The organism is Ruminococcus sp. NK3A76 (assembly GCF_000686125.1).
In the GTDB taxonomy this organism is placed as follows: Bacteria; Bacillota; Clostridia; order Oscillospirales; family Ruminococcaceae; genus NK3A76.
Genome location: NZ_JMMA01000002.1, coordinates 422906 through 445716, shown reverse-complemented (window position 1 = coordinate 445716; position 22811 = coordinate 422906). Strand labels below are relative to the sequence as shown.

The 22811-nt window shown below is 49.5% G+C and carries 19 protein-coding genes; 5 read left to right on the top strand and 14 right to left on the bottom strand.

Features of this window, described 5'->3' with window-relative positions; translation table 11 throughout:
- Positions 1 to 30 precede the first annotated feature (30 nt).
- From CD05_RS0102270 to recJ, 6 genes are all read right to left on the bottom strand, one after another.
- Positions 31 to 774, bottom strand: coding sequence for an endonuclease/exonuclease/phosphatase family protein (locus tag CD05_RS0102270; protein WP_028509128.1), 744 nt, complete (start codon positions 772 to 774; stop codon positions 31 to 33).
- Positions 775 to 813: 39 nt separating this feature from the next.
- Positions 814 to 2172 (bottom strand): 23S rRNA (uracil(1939)-C(5))-methyltransferase RlmD, encoded by a 1359-nt coding sequence (rlmD, locus tag CD05_RS0102265; protein WP_028509127.1) that lies wholly within the window; start codon positions 2170 to 2172, stop codon positions 814 to 816.
- Positions 2159 to 3628, bottom strand: a complete 1470-nt coding sequence (gene hemZ, locus CD05_RS0102260) for a coproporphyrinogen dehydrogenase HemZ (RefSeq protein ID WP_028509126.1) — start codon at positions 3626 to 3628, stop codon at positions 2159 to 2161. Before hemZ ends, rlmD begins: the two co-directional genes overlap by 14 nt.
- Positions 3629 to 3943: 315 nt before the next feature.
- The gene (locus CD05_RS0102255; protein ID WP_028509125.1) at positions 3944 to 4564 is read right to left on the bottom strand and encodes an MBL fold metallo-hydrolase; all 621 of its coding nucleotides are present in this window, start codon (positions 4562 to 4564) and stop codon (positions 3944 to 3946) included.
- A gap of 12 nt (positions 4565 to 4576) precedes the next feature.
- Positions 4577 to 6898: a bifunctional (p)ppGpp synthetase/guanosine-3',5'-bis(diphosphate) 3'-pyrophosphohydrolase gene (locus tag CD05_RS0102250; protein WP_242841219.1), complete on the bottom strand. Its 2322-nt coding sequence runs from the start codon at positions 6896 to 6898 to the stop codon at positions 4577 to 4579.
- Between the two features lie 87 nt (positions 6899 to 6985).
- Positions 6986 to 9004: a single-stranded-DNA-specific exonuclease RecJ gene (gene recJ / locus CD05_RS0102245; RefSeq protein WP_028509123.1), complete on the bottom strand. Its 2019-nt coding sequence runs from the start codon at positions 9002 to 9004 to the stop codon at positions 6986 to 6988.
- 151 nt (positions 9005 to 9155) lie between these two features.
- Here recJ and CD05_RS17115 point away from each other — a divergent pair, with 151 nt between their 5' ends.
- On the top strand, positions 9156 to 10634 hold the full coding sequence (locus tag CD05_RS17115; RefSeq protein WP_051588773.1) for an ASKHA domain-containing protein: 1479 nt from the start codon (positions 9156 to 9158) through the stop codon (positions 10632 to 10634).
- Positions 10635 to 10735: 101 nt separating this feature from the next.
- Here the strand turns inward: CD05_RS17115 and CD05_RS0102235 are convergent, their stop codons facing one another.
- From CD05_RS0102235 to CD05_RS0102215, 5 genes are all read right to left on the bottom strand, one after another.
- The gene (locus tag CD05_RS0102235; protein ID WP_028509122.1) at positions 10736 to 11008 is read right to left on the bottom strand and encodes an HPr family phosphocarrier protein; all 273 of its coding nucleotides are present in this window, start codon (positions 11006 to 11008) and stop codon (positions 10736 to 10738) included.
- A 320-nt stretch (positions 11009 to 11328) separates the two neighbouring features.
- Positions 11329 to 12060: a tRNA (guanosine(37)-N1)-methyltransferase TrmD gene (gene trmD / locus CD05_RS0102230; RefSeq protein WP_028509121.1), complete on the bottom strand. Its 732-nt coding sequence runs from the start codon at positions 12058 to 12060 to the stop codon at positions 11329 to 11331.
- 1 nt (position 12061) lies between these two features.
- On the bottom strand, positions 12062 to 12562 hold the full coding sequence (gene rimM, locus CD05_RS0102225) for a ribosome maturation factor RimM (RefSeq protein WP_028509120.1): 501 nt from the start codon (positions 12560 to 12562) through the stop codon (positions 12062 to 12064).
- A gap of 37 nt (positions 12563 to 12599) precedes the next feature.
- A complete protein-coding gene (gene mtnA / locus CD05_RS0102220) occupies positions 12600 to 13625 on the bottom strand; it encodes an S-methyl-5-thioribose-1-phosphate isomerase (RefSeq protein WP_028509119.1) in 1026 nt (341 codons plus the stop codon).
- 222 nt (positions 13626 to 13847) lie between these two features.
- Entirely contained in the window at positions 13848 to 14693 is an 846-nt protein-coding gene (locus tag CD05_RS0102215; protein WP_028509118.1) for a purine-nucleoside phosphorylase, read from the bottom strand.
- Positions 14694 to 15378: 685 nt separating this feature from the next.
- Here CD05_RS0102215 and CD05_RS0102205 point away from each other — a divergent pair.
- The 3 genes from CD05_RS0102205 to ftsX all read left to right on the top strand — a co-directional run bounded on the left by CD05_RS0102205 (position 15379) and on the right by ftsX (position 18125).
- Entirely contained in the window at positions 15379 to 16464 is a 1086-nt protein-coding gene (locus CD05_RS0102205; protein WP_028509117.1) for a helix-turn-helix domain-containing protein, read from the top strand.
- A gap of 78 nt (positions 16465 to 16542) precedes the next feature.
- Positions 16543 to 17223: a cell division ATP-binding protein FtsE gene (gene ftsE / locus CD05_RS0102200; RefSeq protein ID WP_028509116.1), complete on the top strand. Its 681-nt coding sequence runs from the start codon at positions 16543 to 16545 to the stop codon at positions 17221 to 17223.
- A complete protein-coding gene (gene ftsX / locus CD05_RS0102195) occupies positions 17220 to 18125 on the top strand; it encodes a permease-like cell division protein FtsX (protein ID WP_028509115.1) in 906 nt (301 codons plus the stop codon). Before ftsE ends, ftsX begins: the two co-directional genes overlap by 4 nt.
- A gap of 120 nt (positions 18126 to 18245) precedes the next feature.
- Here ftsX and nadA read toward each other — a convergent pair whose 3' ends face one another.
- The 3 genes from nadA to CD05_RS17110 form a co-directional block, all read right to left on the bottom strand.
- Positions 18246 to 19178, bottom strand: coding sequence for a quinolinate synthase NadA (gene nadA / locus CD05_RS0102190; RefSeq protein WP_028509114.1), 933 nt, complete (start codon positions 19176 to 19178; stop codon positions 18246 to 18248).
- 51 nt (positions 19179 to 19229) lie between these two features.
- The gene (locus CD05_RS0102185; RefSeq protein ID WP_028509113.1) at positions 19230 to 19700 is read right to left on the bottom strand and encodes a DUF3592 domain-containing protein; all 471 of its coding nucleotides are present in this window, start codon (positions 19698 to 19700) and stop codon (positions 19230 to 19232) included.
- A gap of 461 nt (positions 19701 to 20161) precedes the next feature.
- A complete protein-coding gene (locus CD05_RS17110; RefSeq protein ID WP_051588772.1) occupies positions 20162 to 21193 on the bottom strand; it encodes a fibronectin type III domain-containing protein in 1032 nt (343 codons plus the stop codon).
- Positions 21194 to 21888: 695 nt separating this feature from the next.
- Between CD05_RS17110 and CD05_RS0102175 the strand changes: the two genes are divergently transcribed.
- Entirely contained in the window at positions 21889 to 22803 is a 915-nt protein-coding gene (locus CD05_RS0102175) for a S1 RNA-binding domain-containing protein (RefSeq protein WP_028509112.1), read from the top strand.
- The last annotated feature ends 8 nt before the right edge of the window (positions 22804 to 22811 follow it).

Here is a 22811-nt window from a genome sequence, read left to right as displayed (position 1 = left end):
TATTTTTCTTGTTGTCATTTTTCATTATCCTCAGAATTCTATCTCAGCCGCTATGCCGTAATGATCACTTGCCGCAAGATGTGTTTGCTCTGATATCTTTCTGCCAAACAACGTACAGTTCTTTAATTCAGGCAGTTCATTGGGGTATGGGTTCTTTAATAATATCCAGTCGACCCTTTGGTTTACTTCTATTGTATTTTTAGCCTGCACTGTGCCCCAGCGAGGGTTTTCACGAAAATTCAAAGTTGCCGGTGCTTTTGTCCCCTTTATTTCGGCATAGGCTTTTGCCAAATCGAAATAATATGCGTCCGCACCCAAAAGCGACTGCTCATTGGTAAGGAAACGATAGACAGCCGAACTTTCAGAGCAGTTAAAGTCTCCCGTTATAAGCGTGTAGTCAGCCTGTATATCTGAAATGCCCTCTAAGATATCCACTATCGCCTTTTCCCTTAAAGACGCACTTTCCCACGGTAAATGAACGTTTACGATAAGTATGCTCTTGCTTTCATATCGTATATAAGCCGATGCAGCAAATTTATGATCCATCGTTTTTTCAATGGGATATCTGCTTAAGATAGAAAGCCCTGCCTGCTCCTGCCAATGAGAATTGCCGTATCCGCAAATCGCCGCAAATTCGTCGTGCATCCGATGATCCGACACTTCCTGTAAACAGATAATATCTGCCCCTATCCCGGTAATTTCATCAACAAGCTGCCCAAACCTATCAGGCATTCCTGCGTCACTGTTCCATACGTTGTATGTTGCTATTATCATGTGTAGTACTCCTTATTTAGGTTTGCCTTTGATATGACGCTATGCCTCAGAAAGCTTTGACAAAAGACATACACACTCAACATGCGCAGTCCTCGGGAACATATCCACCGCTGCACAGTCGGTCATTTCAAAGCCAAGCTCCCTGAGTATAGCTATGTCCCTCGCCGCCGTCGAGTGGTCGCATGATATCATGACGATGCGCTTACGAGCCATCTTTGCCATGTATTCAAGTGTTTGCCTGTCGCAGCCCTTGCGTGCAGGGTCGGCGATTATCACATCAGGCCGCTCTCCTCTCTGGTAGAAAAGCTCCGCCGCCTTTGCAGCATCAGCGCAGATAAACTCCGCATCAATGCCGTTTTGCAAAGCGTTTTTCTTGGCGTTCTCGATAGACGACGGCACTATGTCAGCACCTATCAGCCTGCACCCCTCTTTGTAAAGCGAAAGCCCGATAGTTCCCGTGCCGCAGTAGAGGTCAAGAAGTATCTCTCCCTCTTTGATATCGGCATACTCCCCTGCGAGCTGATATAACCGCTGCGCCTGCGGGGTGTTCACCTGATAGAATGACGCCGGCGAGAGGGTTATGCGCCTGCCGCACATTATGTCGTCAATCGTGTCCTTGCCGTAGACGGTGATAAACTCACGCCCGAGGATAGAGTTTGTGTTCTTTGAGTTGATGTTTAAAACTATGCTCTTAATGTCAGTAAAGCGCTCACAAAGCCCCCTATACAGCCCCTCAAACGCCCTCTCAGCGCTCTTTGATGTAACGACCAGGCAGAGCATTATCTCATGAGTGTTCTCACCACGCCGCAGATATATGTGCCGAAGCAGACCCTTTCCTGTCAGCTCGTCGTATGCAGGGATATTTTTGCTGTCAACATACTCCATTATCTGCCCGATTATGCCCTCAAAGACCTCGGGCTGCAAGTCGCACCCATACTGCGGCACTACCCTGTGCGAGCGCCTTGAATAAAAGCCGCACACAGCCTTGCCGTCCTGCATTGCGACAGGATACTGCGCCTTGTTGCGGTAGTGTGAGGTATTCTCGCTGCCTATTATCTTATCCGGCAGCAGGGGCAGCTTGCCTATCCTCTCAAATGACGAGCGCACGAAGTCAAGCTTTACCCTTAGCTCCTCCTCGTATGTAAAGTGCCGAAACGCACAGCCGCCGCATTTTGAAAACACGCCGCAGCCTGCATCACACCTGCTCGCCGAGGGGGTGACTATGTTATCGATTATTCCGTAGCAGTAGCTTTTGTTTACCTTGACTATCTTGCAGTCGATAACATCGCCGACAGCCGTCAGCGGCACGAAAACCGCCATGCCCTCATATCTGCCGACGCCGTTGCCCTCGTTGGTCATGCCTGTTATTTCAAGGCGTACTGTATCATTTTTTTTCATAAAATTCCTCTATCTCGCTCTTTCGCCTTATCATCTCATCAAAGCCTTTAAGATACTCGTTCGGGTATTTGTAATTAAACACCCTTTCAAGGCGCTTGCCTTGCGTATCCACCAGCTTTGTCGAGCCGCCTGCGCCTACTGCGATTATCGTCTGCACTTCTTCCATGATGTAGATATTATAAAGGCTCTCCTTGCCGGGCTTCGCCCAGCCGATGTTTTCCTGATTGTCGCTCATGTTCTTCTGCCTGTAAAGGTAGTATGGGCTGTAGCCGCTCTCAAGCAGCCTGCCTGTCGCATAATCGACCATTTTCCCGGCAGGGCTGTGCAGCACCTCGTCTGCCCCCTCGTGATTGAGCCTTGCCGCACGCTTGATAGACAGCGTATGCACGGTTATATTGTCCGCTTTTTTGGATATTAAAGTATCTACTGTATTTTCAAAGCTCTCCTGCGTGTCTTCGGGAAGGCCTGCTATTATGTCGGTGTTTATCACATCAAAGCCCACACTCTTTGCAAGGTCAAACGCTTCAAAAAACTGCTCTGCGGTATGCCTGCGGCCTATGGCTCTGAGCACATTGTCATTTAGCGACTGGGGGTTTATCGACACTCTGCCTGCCCCCATGCGCTTTATCGTTTCGAGCTTGTCAAGTGTCACCGTGTCAGGCCTGCCTGCTTCTACCGTGTATTCACGCACACGGCCAAGGTCAAAGCAGCTCTCTATCCTGCCCATGACCGCTTCAAGCTGAGAAGCCGAAAGCGTCGTCGGCGTGCCGCCCCCGAAATAGACGCTGTCGGGGTAGATGCCTATATTTTTGCATATCTTGGCGGTATATTCTATCTCCTCGCAGAGCTGCCTGACATACTCGGGTATCATCTTTGCACAGCCTTCTATCGCCGTTGATACAAACGAGCAGTAAGAGCACCTTGTCGGGCAAAATGGTATCGACACATAAAGCCCGAAGCTGCGGCTGTCAAGGGTCGAGAGGATCTTCTCCTGCGTGCAGGCAGTCTTAAGAGCGATATCCGTCTTTTTATCAGAGCAGAGGTAGCGTGAGCGCATATGCGCTCTTATCTCACTCTCGCTCATGCCCCTTGAAAGCAGGAGGTTTACACGCTTTACCGGGCGAATGCCTGTGATTATCCCCCACTCGGGGCTCATGCCTGTAAGAGCGCTCATTGCCCTGTAAAGCAGCCTGCAAAGGGTCATCTCGCACTCGTCATCATAGTCAGGAGTGCTTACAGGCAGCGTATCCTGCTGCTCGCTTTCAGAACCCTTGTATGAGCATCTCACCGCAAGGAAAACAGTATCTCCATTGACCTCACGGGATATCAGCGCATAGTCGCCCTGCGCCTGCGAGGGGTCTTCATACACCATCTCAAAGCGCTGCGCCGGGATAAAGAGCTTCATCACGCCCTCGCACTCGTATTTAAAATCATTACCACAAAATATCAGTTTCATATACTCACCTAAAAAATCAAGCCGCCATAAGACGGCTTAAAGTCAATGCAGAATGCATAATGCATAATGCAAAACTGAGGGATCGCCGCCTGCGGCGATGATATGGCCATTCGGCCTGTTAGCCTGACGGTTTCGGTCATATCGTAGGATATGCGTCCTCGAAGGAATGTGGAGGCACTAAAGTCCAACGTTGTACCCCATTGGGAGTGAGAGCTTACCCATAAAGCTCGATCGCTCCCCACCATAGCCCGAATGGGCATCCGTCGGCGCAAGCCGACACAATCATTATGCATTATGCATTGATAAAGCTTTGCTTTATCTGAGGTACGGGTTAACTCTCTTTTCCGTGTCAAGAGTAGTCATGCTCATGTGTCCGGGGTAGACGGTCAGGTCACCGCCTAAGTCCTTTATCTTCTCCAAGCTCTGCTCCATTTTTGCCATGTCGCCGCCCGGCAAATCTGTCCTGCCTATCGAGCGTGCAAAGAGCGTGTCACCTGAGAACATCGTGCTGCCTGTTATGTAGCATACCGAGCCGGGGGTGTGGCCGGGGGTGTGCAGCACGTCAAACTCTATCTCGTCGAGCTTAATCACAGTGTCCTCGGTAACGGGGGTCACGTTCTCGACGCTTCTTATGTATCCTATACCCGGGAAGCCGCCCTTTGAGGCCTCGCCGTCCTTGACCATGTACATATCATCAGTGTGTACATACACCTCGCAGCCTGTTTCGTCCTGAAGGTCGGCTGCTGCGCCTATGTGGTCAAAATGCCCGTGTGTGAGCAGTATCATTTTAAGTGTTAAGTTGAAAATATCGAGTTGTTCGAGGATATACGCCGCATCATCGGGCGCATCAATAAGCGCTGCATTTCCCTCGTCGGAAGCGACTATATAACAATTCGTATCACAAAAGCTGAGTGGCTTCAATCTGAGAACTCTCATAATTACATCTCCTTATTTTCCGCTTCTCTCAACAGATATTACGTTGCGTATCTTTTTGAGCTTGGCGATAATTGTGTTTAGCATATCCATGCCTGCTATCGAGAGAGTGACTGACAGTATAGCGTTGCCGTTTTTGAGCTCTCTTGATGTTGACTCGTAGATGTATACGTTTATCATAGCAAGTGCAGTAGATACGTCTGCTAAAAGGCCTATTCTGTCTACTGCTATTATGTCGAGCGTCACCTTGAAGTATGATGACTGCTTGCTCTGGTCGGCTGTCTCCCATGAAGCCTTTATCCACCTGTCCTTAGCGGCCTCTGAGTTGCGCTGAGTAAGGTAGTTCTGGCAGTCCTTCTTGTGTATGCTTATGCCGTGGCCACGGGTTATAAAGCCCACGATATCGTCGCCCGGTATCGGGTTGCAGCAGCGGGCAAACTTGACCGAGCAGTCCTCAACGCCGTCAACGATAACGCCCGAATTGCTTGATGAGCGCTTTGGCTTTTGTATTATCTCCTCGTTGTCGTCCTTTATCTTCTCGGCATAGCGCTTGTTGTATTCATTCTTCAGGCGCTGAATGACCTTTGAAAGCTGTACGCCGCCGTAACCGATAGCCGCAAAGAAATCATCCACCGTGTCGCAGTTGTGGCGCTTCATATCAAGTGATAAGAACTCCTCAAGGTCTTCCTCGGGGACGTGTATCATATTGCGCCTGAATTCTCTCTCGAGCGCCATTCTGCCCTCGAAGATGTTCTCCTCACGCCTCTCCTTTTTAAACCACGAGCGTATCTTTGACTTGGCTTCGTTGGTCTTGCAGATATTCAGCCACGACCTTGACGGCCCGTGACCCTCGATGTTTGAGGTGAGTATCTCGATTATCTCGCCGGTCTTTATCTCGTAGTCGTAGGAGACCATTTTCTTATCTACCTTGGCGCCGCACATCTTGTGGCCTACCTCGGTGTGTATAGCGTATGCAAAGTCGATAACAGTCGAGCCCACCGGCAGCGATATCATATCGCCCTTGGGTGTGAATGCAAATACGTCCTCGGGGGCAAGGTCGTTCTTTATCGCCCTTACTATCTCCTCGACGTCGTTTGATTCCTGCTGGCTCTCGATTATGCGCCTTATCCATGCTAAGCGCTTGTCGTCCTTTTCAGAGGTCTTGATGCCCTCTTTGTATTTCCAGTGAGATGCGATACCGTATTCAGCCATCTGGTGCATCTCCCACGTTCTTATCTGCACCTCAAACGGTATTGCCTGCCTGCCGATGACCGTCGTGTGGAGCGACTGGTACATATTAGGCTTCGGGGTCGATATGTAGTCCTTGAACCTTGCAGGGATAGGTCTGAACATATCGTGTATGATACCGAGCACGCTGTAGCACTCGGTCACTGTGTTGACTATTACTCTTACTGCATAGCGGTCATATATCTGGTCTATCTCCTTGCCGTCACGGTAGACCTTTTTATAGATGCCGTAGTTGCTCTTTACTCGTCCCTCAACGCACGGCACAGGGTCAAAGTCCTTGGCAAGGCGGTCTTTTATGGCAGTTACAAGGTCACGCACGAGCTTTTCTCTTGCGTCTTTTCTGAGCGCCATCTGACGCTCTATCTCCTCGTATGCAAACGGGTCGAGATAGCGGAAAGCAAGGTCTTCAAGCTCGTTCTGTATAGAGCTGATACCGAGCCTGTGAGCGATAGGAGAGTAGATATTCATTGTCTCATGGGCTATCGTTCGTCTCTTGTTCTCCGAGCAGAAGCCCAGCGTGCGCATATTATGCAGCCTGTCCGAGAGCTTGATGATTATTACTCTTATATCGTCGCTCATCGCAAGGAGTATCTTTCTGATGTTCTCAGCCTTCTGCTCCTCTTTTGTGAAGATCTCGACTTTGCCGAGCTTTGTGACGCCGTTGACGAGCATCGCCACATCCGAGCCGAACTGCCTGTGAAGCTCCTCCAGCGTACACGGCGTGTCCTCAACCACGTCATGCAGAAGTGCTGCGCAGATAGTGTCGGTGTCCATGCCGAGCTCTAAGAGTATATAAGCAACAGCCACCGGGTGGACTATATACGGCTCGCCCGACTCACGCTTCTGGTCGTGGTGGTAGCTCTCGGCAAGCTCATACGCCGAGACTATCTTTGACAGGTCGTACTGCTTGTCTGTATCAAGTATCTTCTGTATCAGAACATCTATCGTGTATGCCTTCGGCTCGGGGATAAACTTCGAGCTCGATGTGGCAACGGTTATCTCTTCTTTTTTATCAGCCTCTTTTGCAGTCTCCTCTGCCCCCGCAGCAGGAGCCGGCTCAGCGGCAGGTATCATATCCTTATTCTCCATATATATCACCCTTTCCTTCATTACAATGCACAATGCACAATTGAGGTGCGCCTGCGGCGGATCCAAAGAGCGGCTTTGCCGCATGGATCAGTTGCCGTTCTCTCTCAGCCTTTTAAGTATCTGCGAGCTTTCAAGGTCTGCCTTGCCGTTTACCGGCAGAACGCTCACAGTGCCGCTGCCTGCCTTGAAGCTGACAAGCCCCAGCTCCTCAAAAATATCTATGCAAAGGCGCAGCTTGCAGTAGTTCATCACCTTCGGGTCAAAGAGGTAATACAGCTTGTCGGCAGTTATGCTGCCCGATGCCTGCACTGCCTTGAACACCTTTATAAGCTCCTCCCTCGCAGGGGTGACTTTCTTTAAAAAGCTCTCTGCCAGCTTCTCGCCACGCTTGTATCTCTCGTAGCAGTCCTTCGCTGAGAAATATGCGTTCTGGTTGAAGCCCGAGGGGCGGTAGTCGATTATCCTGATGCTCGTGTATTCACGCCCGTTGTATTCGTTTATGTCAAGTGTCACGATAAAGTCAGCCCTGCTGCCGGGTCTTACGGTGAGCGCTGAGGGGGCTGTGCCGAAAAGCACCAGCTCTGCCTGTGCGCCGCCGTAGTTTATCGCTATCTTTGAATGCTTGCCGTTTGACAGCGGCCTTATGTCTCTCACCTGTGCGCCTAAAATGGCGAACTGCGGCAGAGAGTTGCCCTCACCGAAGGGCTCGAGCTTGCATAAGCCCCTTATCCTGTCGATGTTTATATCCGACGGGGCGAGCAGCTTGTCGGCGGTTATGGTGATAGCCGGCATCTCGTCAAACTGCGATGCGAATTCAAGTACCCTTGCCTTGAACCTATCAATGTTCTCAGGGAGGATAGTCAGCCCCCCTGCGCACTCGTGGCCGCCGTATTTGACCAGCAGGTCTTCGGCCGACTGGAAGCACTTGAAGATGCTGAATCCGCTCATGCTCCTTGCCGAGCCTCTTGCAACGCCGCCCTCCTCGGATATGAGCACGGTCGGCTTGCCGTAGTATTCCATTATCCTTGCAGCGACGATGCCTATGACACCGTGTGCCCAGCCCTTGCCTGAGAGAATGAGCACACGCTCATTTAATATCTCCGGGTGGTCGTTAATAAAGCTAAATATCTCCTTTGAGATAGCCGCTTCCGTTTCCTTGCGCTTGTCGTTTAAGTCAACGAGCATTGCTGCATAAACATCAGCGTCCTCAGGCTCGCTGAGCAGTGCCTTGACAGCAGTTATCGGCGATCCGAAGCGCCCTGCGGCGTTTATTCTCGGCGCCAATGTGAAGGCTATGTCAGTCGCCCTCATATTCTCACGGCACCCTGCTGCCTTTTTAAGAGCACGCAGGCCGTAATTGTCAGTGTTTAATACACTTTTCAGCCCCTGCTTGACTATGTATCTGTTCTCCCCTGTCAGCGAGACTACATCGGCTACAGTGCCTATTGCACACAGGTCAAGATACTGGTCGGTCACGGTGGAATAATCTCCGCCGTCTATCGCAGCGCACAGCTTAAGTGCCACGCCGCAGCCTGCCAGGTGCTTGAAGCTCGACGGGCAGTCCTCCCTGTGAGGGTCTACGACTGCCTCAGCACGGGGCAGTGAGCTTCCCGGCTGGTGGTGGTCGGTAACGACGAGCTTCATGCCGAGTGAGTATATCTCCTCGGCCTCAGCGATAGCCGAGATGCCGTTGTCTACTGTTATTATGAGCTTTACGCCCTGGTCGTGCAGGTATTTTATCGCATTTGAGTTGATGCCGTAGCCGTCAGAGCGCTCGGGGATATAGTATATGACGTTTCCGCCGATGCTCAGCAGGTAGTCATACAAAATAGCTGTGCTCGTGACACCGTCGCAGTCATAGTCGCCGTAAACGCATATCAGCTCATAATCATCAACAGCAGCCGTCACAGCGTCGGCGGCTTTTTTCATGTCCTTTATCATAAAGGGGTCTTCAAGCTCCTCGCCCCTGAAAAACTGCGCAAAGCTGTCCATATCATCAAAGCCCCTTGCGACCATCACATCGACCGCCAGCCTGTCGATATCACAGCGTGATGCTATGTCGGCAGCCTTTGCCTCATCGGGCTTTAATATGCTCCATTTCTTCATTAAGTATCTCCGTTTCGGTTTTCAGAATAATATCTATAATATTATATCACAATTGCCCCGAAAAATCAACCGCAATTTCATTAATACTATTGATTTTAAACGGCAAATATGATACAATATATGTTATCTTAATGAAGGGGCGGTGAATGTGATGCAGACGGTCATTCCGGGCAGAGTGAACATACTGAAATACCTTCGCAGCAAGGGGATATCCCTGCCTGCTCACTGCCAGGGCGCAGGGGCGTGCGGCAAGTGTTCAGTAAAGCTCATTGCAGGCAGCCTTGACATAACGCCTGCTGACAGGCAGCTGCTTTCCCGTGAGCAGCTTGAAGACGGCGTGCGCCTTGCCTGCAAGGCCGTAACAAAAGCCCCTGTGCGCATCGAGATACCTGATAACGACAGCAGCTTCAACACCCCTGATAAAATGTGGGAAACGCCCGAGCGCACCCACACCTTCGGCATAGCCGCCGACATAGGCACGACAACTATCGCCCTCTCGCTTGTGGATATCACCGACAGGCGTGCGGTAAGAACAGTCGCAGCAGCCAACAGCGCCGCCGCATTCGGCGCTGATGTTATAACAAGGATAGGCTCATCGCTTGCCGGGAACAGAGACGCTATAAAGGCCGCCATGCAGCAGGACATAGCATCAGCCGCTGCAAGGCTCGGCGCAGAGGGGCTTGACATACAAAGGGTAAGCATCGCTGCCAACACGGCGATGTATCATATGCTGCTCGGGCTTGACTGCTCGGGGCTCGGCAAAGCGCCTTTTTCGCCTGCGACGCTGGGCGGAGAGGTAATGCCTCTGTCAGAGCTTTTAGGCGAGAGCTTTAAAAACGCCTGCCTGCCCGATATCCCGGCAGCTCTTATAAAGGGCTTCGGCGCATTTATAGGCGGCGACATAGCCTCAGGCCTTGCTGCGACGCTTGATGATGAGCGCTGCACCCTCTTTTTAGACCTCGGCACCAACGGCGAGGCGGCACTTTTCACATGGAGCGAGCTTTTGTGCGCCTCGGCGGCGGCAGGCCCTGCCCTTGAAGGCGGCGAGCTAAGCTGCGGAATGGGCGGTGTCAGCGGTGCGGTGTGCCGGGTCTACAGCAAAGACGGAAGGCTTGCATTCGACACGGTCGATAACGCTCCCCCCAAAGGCATATGCGGCTCGGGTGCTGTTGATGCGCTTGCTTACTGCGCCGACAGTGGGCTTATTGACAAACGGGGTGTATTTTCGGACAGTTTGGCAGACACAGGCCTGATGCTCACCGACAAGATATCCCTTACCCAGCAGGACGTAAGGGAGTTACAGCTTGCCAAGGCGGCGATAAGGGCTTGTCTTGACACGCTGCTTGAGCGCTCGCACACAGACTACGAAGCTATCGACAGGCTTGTAATAGCAGGCGGCTTCGGGCATTTTCTTGACGTAAAAAGCGCCTGCACCATAGGGCTTATCCCCCAAAAGCTCAGAGAAAAGGCCGTCACCCCCGGCAACACGTCGCTTAAAGGCGCACAGCTCTCGCTGTTTGATGAGGGCTTTGTAAAGCGCCTTGAAAGGCTTGCCGGTATTGCAAAGATACTCCCCCTCTCGGAGGACGAGGGGTTCAAGGAGAGGTTTATAAAAAGTATCGACTTGTGATATAAAGGCATTAGCCGGTGGTCGTGCGGTGTTGCCTAAAACAAAAACCCGGCACCTCAAAACGAGATGTCGGGTAAACTTTGCTCTTTAAGTAAAGAGAATTATCTTGCGTCCTCAGCGAAGCCGCTCTCAACGAGCTCAACAAGACCTTCAACAGCAGCCTCTTCGTCAGAGCCGTCAGCAATAACTCTTATTGTTGTGCCGCCAACGATGCCAAGCGAAAGAATGCCGAGAAGGGACTTAGCGTTAACTCTTCTCTCTTCCTTTTCGATCCAGATCGAGGACTTGAACTCGTTAGCCTTCTGGATGAAGAATGTTGCCGGACGAGCGTGAAGGCCTACCTGATTCTGAACTACTACTTCCTTTAAAGTCATGTTTGATCTCTCCATTCATACATAATTAAACATAAGATCTCAGCGCCGAATACGCCGATCTTTTGCAGAGCCCCTTAAGCCTATAGGTGCTTTCCTCTCTGCTATAATATATTATACAAAACATTTTTCTGACAGTCAACGCAAATTTTGAACAAACAAACCGCTTTTGACGATTTTTTGTAGAAATGCTCATATATCGCCTAAAAGTTTTCAACAATCTTATGCACTATGCACAGCAAGTTTAAATTCACTTAAACAGTTTATACAAAATAAGTTAACATTATTAGTTGTTTGTTCTAAATTTACGAAAAAGGGGCATTTTACCCCTCATCGACCTTGTGAATTATAGCCAAATCTTCATCGCTCAGAGACAGCTTATCAAGCATCTCGGGGCGCTTTTTGTAAGTAGTTATCAGACGCTGCTCGTGGCGCCATTTTTCGATGTTTGCGTGATGCCCCGAAAGCAGCAGCGGCGGCACAGCCATGCCCTCCCAGACTTCGGGTCGGGTGTACTGCGGATATTCAAGAAGGCCGTTAAAATGGCTCTCGTCCATGTAACCGTCCTCCTCTTTGAGTACGCCGTCAAGCATACGGGCAACGCTGTCAACGAGCACGAGTGCCGGCAGCTCACCGCCGGTGAGCACATAGTCGCCTATGGATATCTCCTCATCGACTATCTTTTCTATTATCCTGTTGTCAACGCCCTCGTAGTGGCCGCAGAGAATGAATAAGCTGTCCATCTTCGAGAGCTCTATGCACTTTTTCTGGGTAAGCGTCGCCCCCTGCGGCGACATATAGATAACGTGCGGCTGGCGCCTTTGCATATCGCACACAGCCTGCCAGCAGCGGTAGATAGGCTCTGCCTGCATGAGCATACCCTGCCGCTCGGAATAGGGCGTATCATCGACACGCCTGTGCTTGTTGAAGGCGTAGTCTCTTATGTTGTGACATTCGGCGGTGAATATCCCCTTGTCTCTCGCACGGCCTATAATGCTCGCACTCAGGTAGCTCTCCATAAGCTCCGGGAAAAGCGTTGCAATATCTATCCTCATATCAGTCAAAAAGCCCCTCAAGCGGCGTTATGAGCATCTCGCCCTTTTCAAGGTCTACCCGGTCTATGACATCGGGTATCGCAGGGATATACTTTTTATTCTTCTCTCTGTCCGTTATTTCGTACACATCATTAGCACCTGTTTCTAAGACATCGGTCACTTCGCCGTATTCTTCGCCTGTGCCGCTGTCCCTGACTATAAGCCCGTAAAGATCCTGCTGGAAGTATGCGCCCTCGTCAAGCTCAACATCGTCCCTGTCCATATAAAGCACACGCCCCCTGAGCTTTACGCCCTCCTCGGGGGTGTCGATGCCCTTTATTTTCAGGAGCACCTGGTTTTTATGCACCCGTGAGCGCTCGACCTCGACAGGTGTGCCGCTTTTGTAGTAGAGCGTGTCGAATTCGCAGATAAACTCCGGGCTGTCGCACCAAGGCTCGACCTTGACCTCGCCCTTTATCCCGAACACCGAGACTATTTTTCCTATTTCAAGATATTTTTTCATGTATGCTTTCCTTTCTGTAACAATGCACGATGCATTGCTAAAACTCAAACGGTGCCCTGAATATCCCGTCTTCGGTGATCATCGCCGTGATAAGCTCTGCCGGCACAACGTCAAAGGCAGGGTTTAAGCACGCAACTCCCTCAGGGGCTATGGGTCGGGCAAAGTAAAGGCTTTTTATCTCGTTGCCGTCACGCTGCTCTATCTCGATGTCCGCACCGCACTTACAGCTGCGGTCTATCGTTGAGCCGGGCGCAAAAACATAGAACGGCACGCCGAAGTGTTTTGCATTTACCGCTAAGCTGAGCGAGCCTATCTTGTTTGCGATGTCGCCGTTTGCGGCTATCCTGTCAGCGCCTATGAAGACCGCCTGCGCAAGCCCGCGGCTCATGACATACGCCGCCATGTTGTCGCATATCAGCGTCGGCGCAAGCCCTGCCCTTTCAAGCTCAAAGGCTGTCAGCCTTGCCCCCTGCAAAAGCGGCCTTGTCTCGTCAACATACGGGCGCAGCTTTATCCCACGCTCTGCCGCAAGCAGCAGCGGCCCGAGCCCTGTGCCAAGGCGTGATGTAGCGAGCGCTCCTGCGTTGCAGTGGGTGATTATGCCGTCGCCCTCTTTTACAAGCGAAAGGCCGTATTCGGCAATTCTGCGGCAGGTGTCGATGTCGCTCTGGTGTATCTGAATGGCTTTTTGCTTAAGCAGCTCCCTGCGGCTGTCTGCCGGGAGAGCCTGTGATGCTCCAAGCTGCTCTCTCATAATGCCGAGCGCCCAGGAAAGATTGACTGCTGTAGGGCGTGATGAGTCAAGATACTCACAAAACTCCCCCAGTGCCTTGTCAAGCTGTTCATCAGGCGTATAGAGTGAGCGCACATACACGCAGTATGCCGCAAATATGCCTATGCACGGCGCACCCCTTACAGCAAGGGTCTTTATGGCATCATACATGGCTTTGGCTTCTGTCAGCCCGGTGTAAACCACCTCATTCGGCAGACTGCGCTGGTCGATGATGATAATGCTCCTGCCGTCAGCTGAGAGCCTTACGGGGTCGGTGTCGAAATACTGCATATTATCTTACCCCCTTTTTACGATAGATCGGAGTTTTGCGCTTATGGCGCTAACAGTGAATAGTTAAGGTATCGCCTGCGGCGATATATTTAAAAAATAATGTGAGCGAAGCGAACACCTCTGCTATTCACTATTCATTCTTCACTATTCACTGCCTATCGGCACAAAGCACCAATAAATCCTGATTTATCATTTTTTCATTACAACAGAAAAAAGCTCTCCTTATACCGCCCCTGTGAGAAGTGCATCAGATATCTCCTCTATAGAGCGTGCTATGAGCTTTCTGAACTTCGGGGCTGCCTTGTCGGCTGCCTCCTGCACCTCTGCGTGAGTGAGCGGTGTGGGGTTAATGCCTGCAGCCATATTGCACACGCATGACACAGCACACACCCTCATGCCTGCGTGCCTTGCAGCTATCGCTTCTACTGCCGTGCTCATGCCTACTGCGTCAGCGCCGAGCTTTGCGAGCATCCTTATCTCAGCCGGTGTCTCGAACGAAGGCCCTGTGAGCATTGCATACACGCCCTCCTGCAGCTTTATGTTGTTTTCCTTTGCAGTCTCTTTAATAATGTTTACGAGCTTTTTGTCATACACCTCGCTCATATCCGGGAAGCGTGTGCCGAGCTCGTCGATGTTGGGGCCGATAAGCGGATTAGGCACGAATGTTGCTATATGGTCGGTCAGCAGCATAAAATCTCCTGCCGAGAACTTCTTGTTGATTCCGCCCGAAGCATTCGTCAGGAAAAGCACCTTTGCGCCCATCATACCCATGAGCCTTGCCGGGAGGACAACGTTTGAGATATCATATCCCTCGTAGTAGTGGATCCTGCCCTGCATACACACAACAGGCACGCTGTCAACATAGCCGAACACGAACCTGCCCTTGTGGCCTTCAACGGTGGATATCGGGAAATCCTCTATCTCACGGTAGTCTATCTCGCAGACCTTTTTCATACTGTCAGCAAATGCCCCCAGCCCCGACCCGAGCACGAGCGCTATCTGCGGCACGAAATCAGTCTTTTCTCTTACACATTCATAGCATTTTTTCAGCTTCTCATAAGGCGTCATATTTGGTTCCTCCCGTCAGGTGTTTAGTTAAGAGTTAACAGTTAATAGTTTTGGTGAGGTGTCGTGTCTTATCGGCAAAGCCGATAAGAAGAAAGTTTTGCTTTGCAAAACATTTCCCTGCGGCGGACGTATGGCCATTCGGCCTTTCACCCATGCATTATCGTTTGAATATAGGATAAAACCGCAAGAACTGCCCGAATGGGCATCTGTCCTGCGCAGCAGGACTCCACAACTGTTAACTGTTAACTATTAACTGTTCACTACTTATTGTATCACGAATCAGCCCCAAATGCAAGGGTCATATAAAACCGCTTGCTCATTGAGTTTAATGTAAAAAGTACCCCGTTTTTGTGCAATTTGTATACCGTTCATAAAAAGTTTAGAATTTACAAAAGAGTAACAAAAACTACCTTGTTTTCGGGCTGCGAATTTGTTTGTGCCTTTAGATGCAAGGCTTTCTCAGGTGTGTCTTAATAATGCGTTAACACATTCGGGGGCAAAATATGTTACAATTTGTAATAAACAGGGATTTCAAAATGCCCGCTTCGACGGTTTTGAACATTTTTACTATAAACCACTTGCAAAATTTCTTTATTTTTGGTATAATGGTTTATGAATGATAATGGCAGATAAAACGGTCTGTCATGTCCTCAAGTAAAAATATGTAAGCAGAGGAGTAAAACTTATGTCAAACAGATTATTTCAGAGCGTTGTTCATCAGATGCGTGACACTATCGACTGCACCATAGGCGTTATCGACGAGAATGCCTCGATCATTGCCTGCTCGGAGCTTTCGCAGGTGGGCACTACAAATGAGTTCGTTTCCCTTGATCTGAGCGATTCACATGATATCTTTGTGAGGGACGGCTACACATACAAGCCCTTCGGCGCACACATGAAGCCTGACTACGCAGTATTCGTAGAGGGCACAGACGAGGTGGCTGCAAAGTATGCAAGCATCCTCGCTATCACACTTTCGAGCATCAAGCAGTATTACGACGAGAAGTATGACAGGAACAACTTCATCAAGAACGTTGTGCTCGATAACGTGCTTCCCGGCGATGTCCATGTAAAGGCAAGAGAGCTGCACTTCAGCTCGGATACTCCGAGAGTCGTTCTGCTCATAAGAATAATCTCGTCTAACGACGTTTCTGCTTACGATGTTATACAGAACCTTTTCCCCGACAAGAATAAGGATTTCGTTTTCAACATCACTGAGAGCGATATCGTGCTCGTCAAGGAGGTCTCCTCGGGCATTGATTCAAGAGACCTTGAAAAGCTCGCAAGAAGCATTTCAGATACACTTTCAAGCGAGTTCTATACAAGAGTAAACGTGGGTATAGGTACAGTCGTTGAGGGTGTAAGAGATCTTGCAAGATCCTTCAAGGAAGCTCAGATAGCTCTTGAAGTCGGCAAGGTGTTCGATACTGACAAGATAATCGTTTCCTACGATAACCTCGGTATTGCAAGACTTATCTATCACCTCCCGACAACTCTCTGTGAGACATTCTTAAGAGAGGTATTCAAGAAGGGCTCTATCGAGTCGCTCGACCATGAGACACTGTTTACTATACAGAAGTTCTTCGAGAACAACCTCAACGTTTCCGAGACATCGAGAAAGCTGTTCGTTCACAGAAATACTCTCGTATACAGACTTGAAAAGATCAAGAAGCTCACAGGCCTTGACCTGAGAGAGTTCGACCATGCTATCATCTTCAAGATAGCTCTTATGGTAAAGAAATACTTATCGGCAAACCCCGTTAAGTTCTAAGGTTATGCACATATTTATGCCTGCCATACATAAAAATACGGCAGGCATTTGCAATTATTAAGTTAGGAGTGTAATATTTTGGTAGAGTTCAAGGACGTGTCCGTCACCTACACAAGCGGTGTGGATGCGCTTAACAAAGTAAACCTCAAGATCAACGACGGCGACTTTGCGTTCGTTGTCGGCCCCTCGGGCGCAGGCAAGTCAACGCTTATAAAGCTGATACTTAAGGAGATCAATGCAACCTCCGGCGTTGTAACGGTAAACGGCTTCAACCTTTCAAAGCTCAGGCGCAGCAGGGTGCCCAAGCTCAGACGCACGATAGGCGTTGTTTTCCAGGATTTCAGACTTATACCCACAATGACGGTGTATGAGAATATAGCCTTCGTTCTGAGAGTTATAGATGCACCTGCAAAGTACATAAGAACGAGAGTTCCCTACGTTATCTCGCTCGTTGGCCTTACCGAAAAGTCAAAGGCCTACCCCACCGAGCTTTCGGGCGGTGAGCAGCAGCGTGTGGCTCTTGCAAGAGCTCTGGTAAATGACCCCAAGCTCATAATCGCTGACGAGCCTACCGGTAATATCGACCCGGCGCTCTCTTATGAGATAGTTGAGCTTCTTAAGGGCATAAACGAGTGCGGCACTACCATTCTCATGGTTACCCACGAGCACGACATAGTACGTCACTTCGGCGGAAGAATAATAAATATCAACAAGGGTGTCATATCCTTCGATGAAGTAGTTGGAGGTAAGGGCAAATGAGATTCAGTAGTATGAGATACCTTGTTGGTCAGGGTTTTAAAAGCATCTGGAAAAACAGAATGATGTCCTTTGCATCGTTTTGTATAATACTTGTATCACTTCTTATGGTAGGGCTCTCGGCTCTGGCTTCGATAAACCTCTCGAAGATAATAAACGGCATCGAGGACAAGAGCGAGGCGATAGTCGTTATCAAGGACGATATCACCCAGGAGGAAAAGGACGAGCTCACCAAGGAGATAACACGCATACCGAACGTCAACGAGCTTAAGTTCTACTCGAAGGAGGAAGCGTGGAAGTCAATGGTAGAGGATATGCCCAAGGACGAGCAGGACCTCTTTAAGTACGCCGACGACAACCCCCTCCCCGACACATTCAAGATGACTGTTGTAGACATCAAGAAGATGAGCGAGACTACCGCTCAGATAAGCTCTATCAAGAACGTTGACTCGGTGAAGTCTCCTACATCTTTTACGGATATGCTCATATCCATCCAGAGAGTTGTAACAGTGATCTCGGCAGCGATAATCATAGCACTCGTGCTCGTCTGCCTTATCATCATATCAAACACCACAAGGGCAAGCGTTTTCACAAGACGTAAGGAAATAAACATCATGAAGTACGTCGGCGCTACTAACACCTTTATCAAGATACCCTTCTTCATCGAGGGTATGATAGTGGGTATCATAGCAGCAGCCTGTGCGCTCTTCCTGACACAGTTTGCTTACGAGGGCGTTTATAAGATATTCAGCACCGACTTCTCGCTCTGGGCAGTTCTCGGTATGCAGAACCTCTACTCCTTCGACAGCCTGTTCAAGATAGTTGCTGTTTCCTATGCCGTCGCAGGCGCTCTTATCGGCGCTGTCGGTACATCAATAAGCACCGGCAAGCACCTCAAAGTATAATAAAATACGCCGCAGCTTCTGTGAGGCCTCTCACAGCGTCGCTGCGGCGTTTTTGTATCTACAGGATATAAGATAGCCCCCTGACATCAAACGCTTGTCAGGGGGCTTGTATTGCGTGTATCAGCCGCCAAGCTCTATCATGCGATCTATGCAGACCTTTGCCTTGGCGATGAGCTCGTCGCTCATGAGTATCTCTCTGTCAGCTGCTGCGTCTGTGCCTATCTCGTTGCAGATGTTAAAGACGTCCATAAGGGTGGTCATTCTCATGTTGGGGCAGATGATGTTCTTTGTGAGCAGCCAGAAGCGCTTGTCGGGGCACTCGTACTGAAGATGCTCGGCTATCGAAAGCTCTGTGCCTATGATGAACTCCTTGTTGTCGCTGTTCTTTGCGAAATTCATGATGCCGCTTGTCGAGCCTACATAGTCGGCAAGCTCTGTGACTGCCGGGCGGCACTCGGGGTGAACGAGCAGCAGCGCATCGGGGTGTGCAGCCTTGGCATCGACTGCGTCCTGCCTTGTTGCACGCTGATGTGCAGGGCAGCCGCCGTTAAACAGCATTATATCCTTGTCCGGGCAGGCCTTCTGCACGAAAGCACCCAGGTTGCAGTCAGGGATAAAGAGTATCTTCTTGTCGGGTATAGAGCTTACTATCTTGACAGCGCTCGATGATGTAACGCATATGTCGCACAGCGTCTTGAGCTCGGCTGTGGTGTTTATGTAAGCTACGACCGTCCTGTCAGGCTCCTTGGCCTTCATGCCGGCAAGCAGCTCTACGTCCATCTGCTCGGCCATTTCGCAGCCGGCAGCGGTGTTGGGCATATAAACGTGCTTGTCGGGCGAGAGCATCTTGGCTGTCTGCGCCATAAAATGCACGCCTGCAAAGACGATGTTCTTATTTGTGACCTTTGATGCATCGACGCTGAGCTTGTAGGAATCGCCTGTGTAGTCTGCCACCTCTACAATGTCTCTTGACTCATAGCTGTGTGCGAGGATACAGATATCCTTTTCCTTCTTAAGCTCCAGTATCTTCTGCTTTGCTTCATAAACAGTCATATTTATTACTTCCTTTCGGGGGTTACTATTTTGCCGTATCACTTTGGCTTATCAGGCAGCGCTTCTCATTTTAAGCAGCGTGCCCACGCCTGCAAGAGCCAGTACACCGCCGATTATCATCGGGCGCAGATATTTCTGGTAATCATTCATGGGGGCAGAGCCGATAAAGTTCCTCTCGGGGTCTGACGGGTCATACTGTATAGTCGTCAGAGCACCTACGGGGAATTCCACCGTGCTGTCTTCCTCGCAGACATACTGCTTGCCGTCTACTGTAAACTGAGCCTTTGTGAGGTAGTAGGTGTGCGAGACAGTCTTGGTCGAGTGCTTTGACACACGCTTTGTTTCCTTGACGATGTGCGAATCGCAGCTTATCACCTCTGCGTCTGCCTGAGCCGTGCAGGAAGCTATAAGGTCATCATACTTCGCCTTGCCGGTGAAATACCTGATAGACCCATATGCCGCAAAGACAAGTGCCAGCACGAGCAGTATTATTACCACTATCGGGTTTCTCTTACTCATCATTATTCTCTTCTCCCTTATTCTAAAGCCGGCGTTTTTTCGCCTATTTTTTTAAAATTATAACACATTGCACGGGGTATGTCAAGAGTAATCGGTTTCGTGTAGTATCTATGGGTAAAAATGGGTGTTTATAATTAGTTAAATGTTTGCCTAAATCAACAAAAGCGGTTGCTTAAATCGTTTAACATTTTTAAAATGGCGTATCTACGGGCTTTCCGTCGATTTATGTCGCTTTACAATATATTTACAAAAAAGCCCAAGAATTTACTTTAAATATCCCCCTGTGAGTGCTATAATGATTATGTTGAATAAATACTTTTCATGAAGGGCGGTCCCAATAGGGACTGCTTTTTCGCTATCTATACGAAAAATACAAAGATGTAGGAAAAGCTCCTGCCTCCTACTCATTTTACCTCTGATAAACAAAAAAGAGACCTGTCATAAGGTCTCTTTTTTAATGGACTTTAGCCCCAGTATTCTCTCCATACGTTGAAGTAGCCCCACGGTATCTTGAAGGAGTACGCTATCCTGCTGTCAGAAGAATAGTAGGGACGGTTGCACCAGTAGTATACTGTGCTGTCGTTCTTGATGCCGTTGAGTGCTGTCTTGTTGTAAAGTGCGCCGTATGCTGCGACCTTTACTCTCTTGGGAACTCTGCTGTATATCGCACCGTCAGCAGCAAGACCGTATGACGACATGAAGTTGCCGCTTAAGTATATCATATCCTGAACGGTGTTGTATCTCTTGTAGTAGCTTGCCCATACGCCCTTGCCTGTGTACTTTGCAGCAACGAATCTGTTTACCACGCAGTCAGAAACGTAAACGATAGGCTTATCCCACATCTCGCCTGCCATGCCGCCTACCTCATGGAACACTATCCTGCATATTGCCTGATAGCCGTATACATCGTAGTCCATAACTGCGGTGGAGAGCTTCTGTGTCTTTGAGAACTCGCTCTTGGAGCTGCCGCTTACTGCTCTTACCTTGAACTTGTAAGTCGTGCCTCTCTGGAGCTTCTTGACCTTTACCTTTGTGTCAGCAGTGGTCTTTATCTTTGTCCACTTCTTATACTTGCCGCCCTTGATGTAGAGCTGATACTTCTCGGCGTTCTTTACAGCCTTATATCTTACGATGAGCTGTGAAGTCTGCGCATTGTAGGGGTGTGTAGCACCGCTGTCATACTTAGCCTCGCCAACGAACACAGGAGTCTTGAGTGTTACCTTCTTGGCAGCTGTTGTCTTTGCGGCAGTTGTTGTAGCTGCTGTTTTTGTCGCTGTGGTGGTTGCAGCTGTTGATGCTGCTGTCTCCTGCTTTGTCTCGGCCTTCTCCTCTGCCTGAGCTGTTACTGCTGTTGCAGCTGTCTCGGTCTCTGCGGCATAAGCCTTAGTCTCACCGATGCAGGATACAAATAATATAGAAATTGCTAATATCGCTGTTATTGCCTTATTCAGCTTAGACGTGACGCCCTCACTTGATGTGTTAGAAATAATACCCATAAATTAGTTGGCGAAAGATATTTCGGCTGTGGTGTTCCGAAACCCCGCCTTTCATCTCCTTTCGGCAACAGGTGCAAGAAGCACTGTCACAATAAAATTCTCCTTGCAATCAATAATTACAAAAGAGTTACAAATTACTTCGTTATTGTAACACTGCCCACCCCATTTGTCAAGTGTTTTTACAGTTTATTTACATTTTCTGACCCAATATGTACAAAAATTTACTTATGAGTAATATATCTTTATTAAAATCGACAACGGTTTTATGCATACTTAAACGATTAAAAAAACGACATATCCCAACAATTTGTGTAACAATATGTCAGCAGACACAAGAAATGGTTTCAAATTAGTGTCCGTTTTTTGTGACAATTTGTAACCTTTTATCCTGCCCCTGAAATGACCTTTCAGAACCATTTTTTCAGCATAAAAATCCCCCTTTGAGTAATATAATAGATAAAGGCTGCATAGACTTAGACTAAGGCAACACCGCTGGGCCATTGTACGTCAGACACGCAGTCAAATTTTTCGTCAGATTGGCTAAATTTACCGCAGGAATACTAACGTATTTCAAGGTAAATTTGGGTGATATGACGGAAAATTTGCAAGTGGATGGCGTGCAAAGGTATCCGCCGGTGGCCCGGCGGTGTTGCCCTAATAGCATGAAATATTCAAGGAAAGGAATTGATACAAGCATGGAAAGGTTTTACCCGGAAGGATACATCAAAGACCGCTCGGAAAGCGAGTATTATCTCAAAACGCCCGAAAGGCTCGCAGAAGCCGCAGCAAAGGGGCTTATCCTCGAAGCGAGGGCGGCTGTATGCTCTAAGGAGCACGACTTATACGTCGAGCTGCCGTTTTGCAGGGCTGTGATACCGAGAGAGGAGGGCGCTTTAGGCATAAGCGACGGCTCGGTGCGTGACATAGCTATCCTCTCCCGTGTAGGCAAGCCTGTCTGCTTTGTGCCACTGTCTGTAGGTGCGGGAGGGGCTCATGCCGTGCTCTCACGCAGGGCAGCCCAGCAGCGCTGCACGCAGGAATATCTGTCTCTGCTTTCTGCCGGCGACATAATAGATGCCTGCGTGACGCATTTAGAGCCGTTCGGGGCATTTGCCGACATAGGCTGCGGCATATGTTCGCTGATACCCATTGATGCGATATCCGTCTCACGCATAGCACACCCTGCCGACAGGTTCTACAACGGTATGCCGATAAAGGCCGTCGTCAAGGGGCGAGAGGGCGGCAGGATATGCCTTTCGCACAAGGAGCTGTTAGGCACATGGGAGCAGAACGCCGAGCGCTTCACACAGGGCGAGACTGTAAGCGGCATAATACGCTCGGTCGAGAGCTACGGCGTGTTCATAGAGCTTGCCCCCAACCTCGCAGGCCTTGCCGAGCCGTTTGAGGGCGCAAAGGCAGGCATGAGTGCGAGCGTCTACATAAAGGCCATTATCCCCGAAAAGATGAAGATAAAGCTCATCGTGGTAGATGTGTTCGACTCCCCTGCCGGGACACCGGAGATAGAATACTTCACACGCTCGGGCAGGCTCGGCAGGTGGGACTATTCAGTCAAGGGCTCGCAAAAGGAGATATACACACAATTTGCCTGAAATATAGG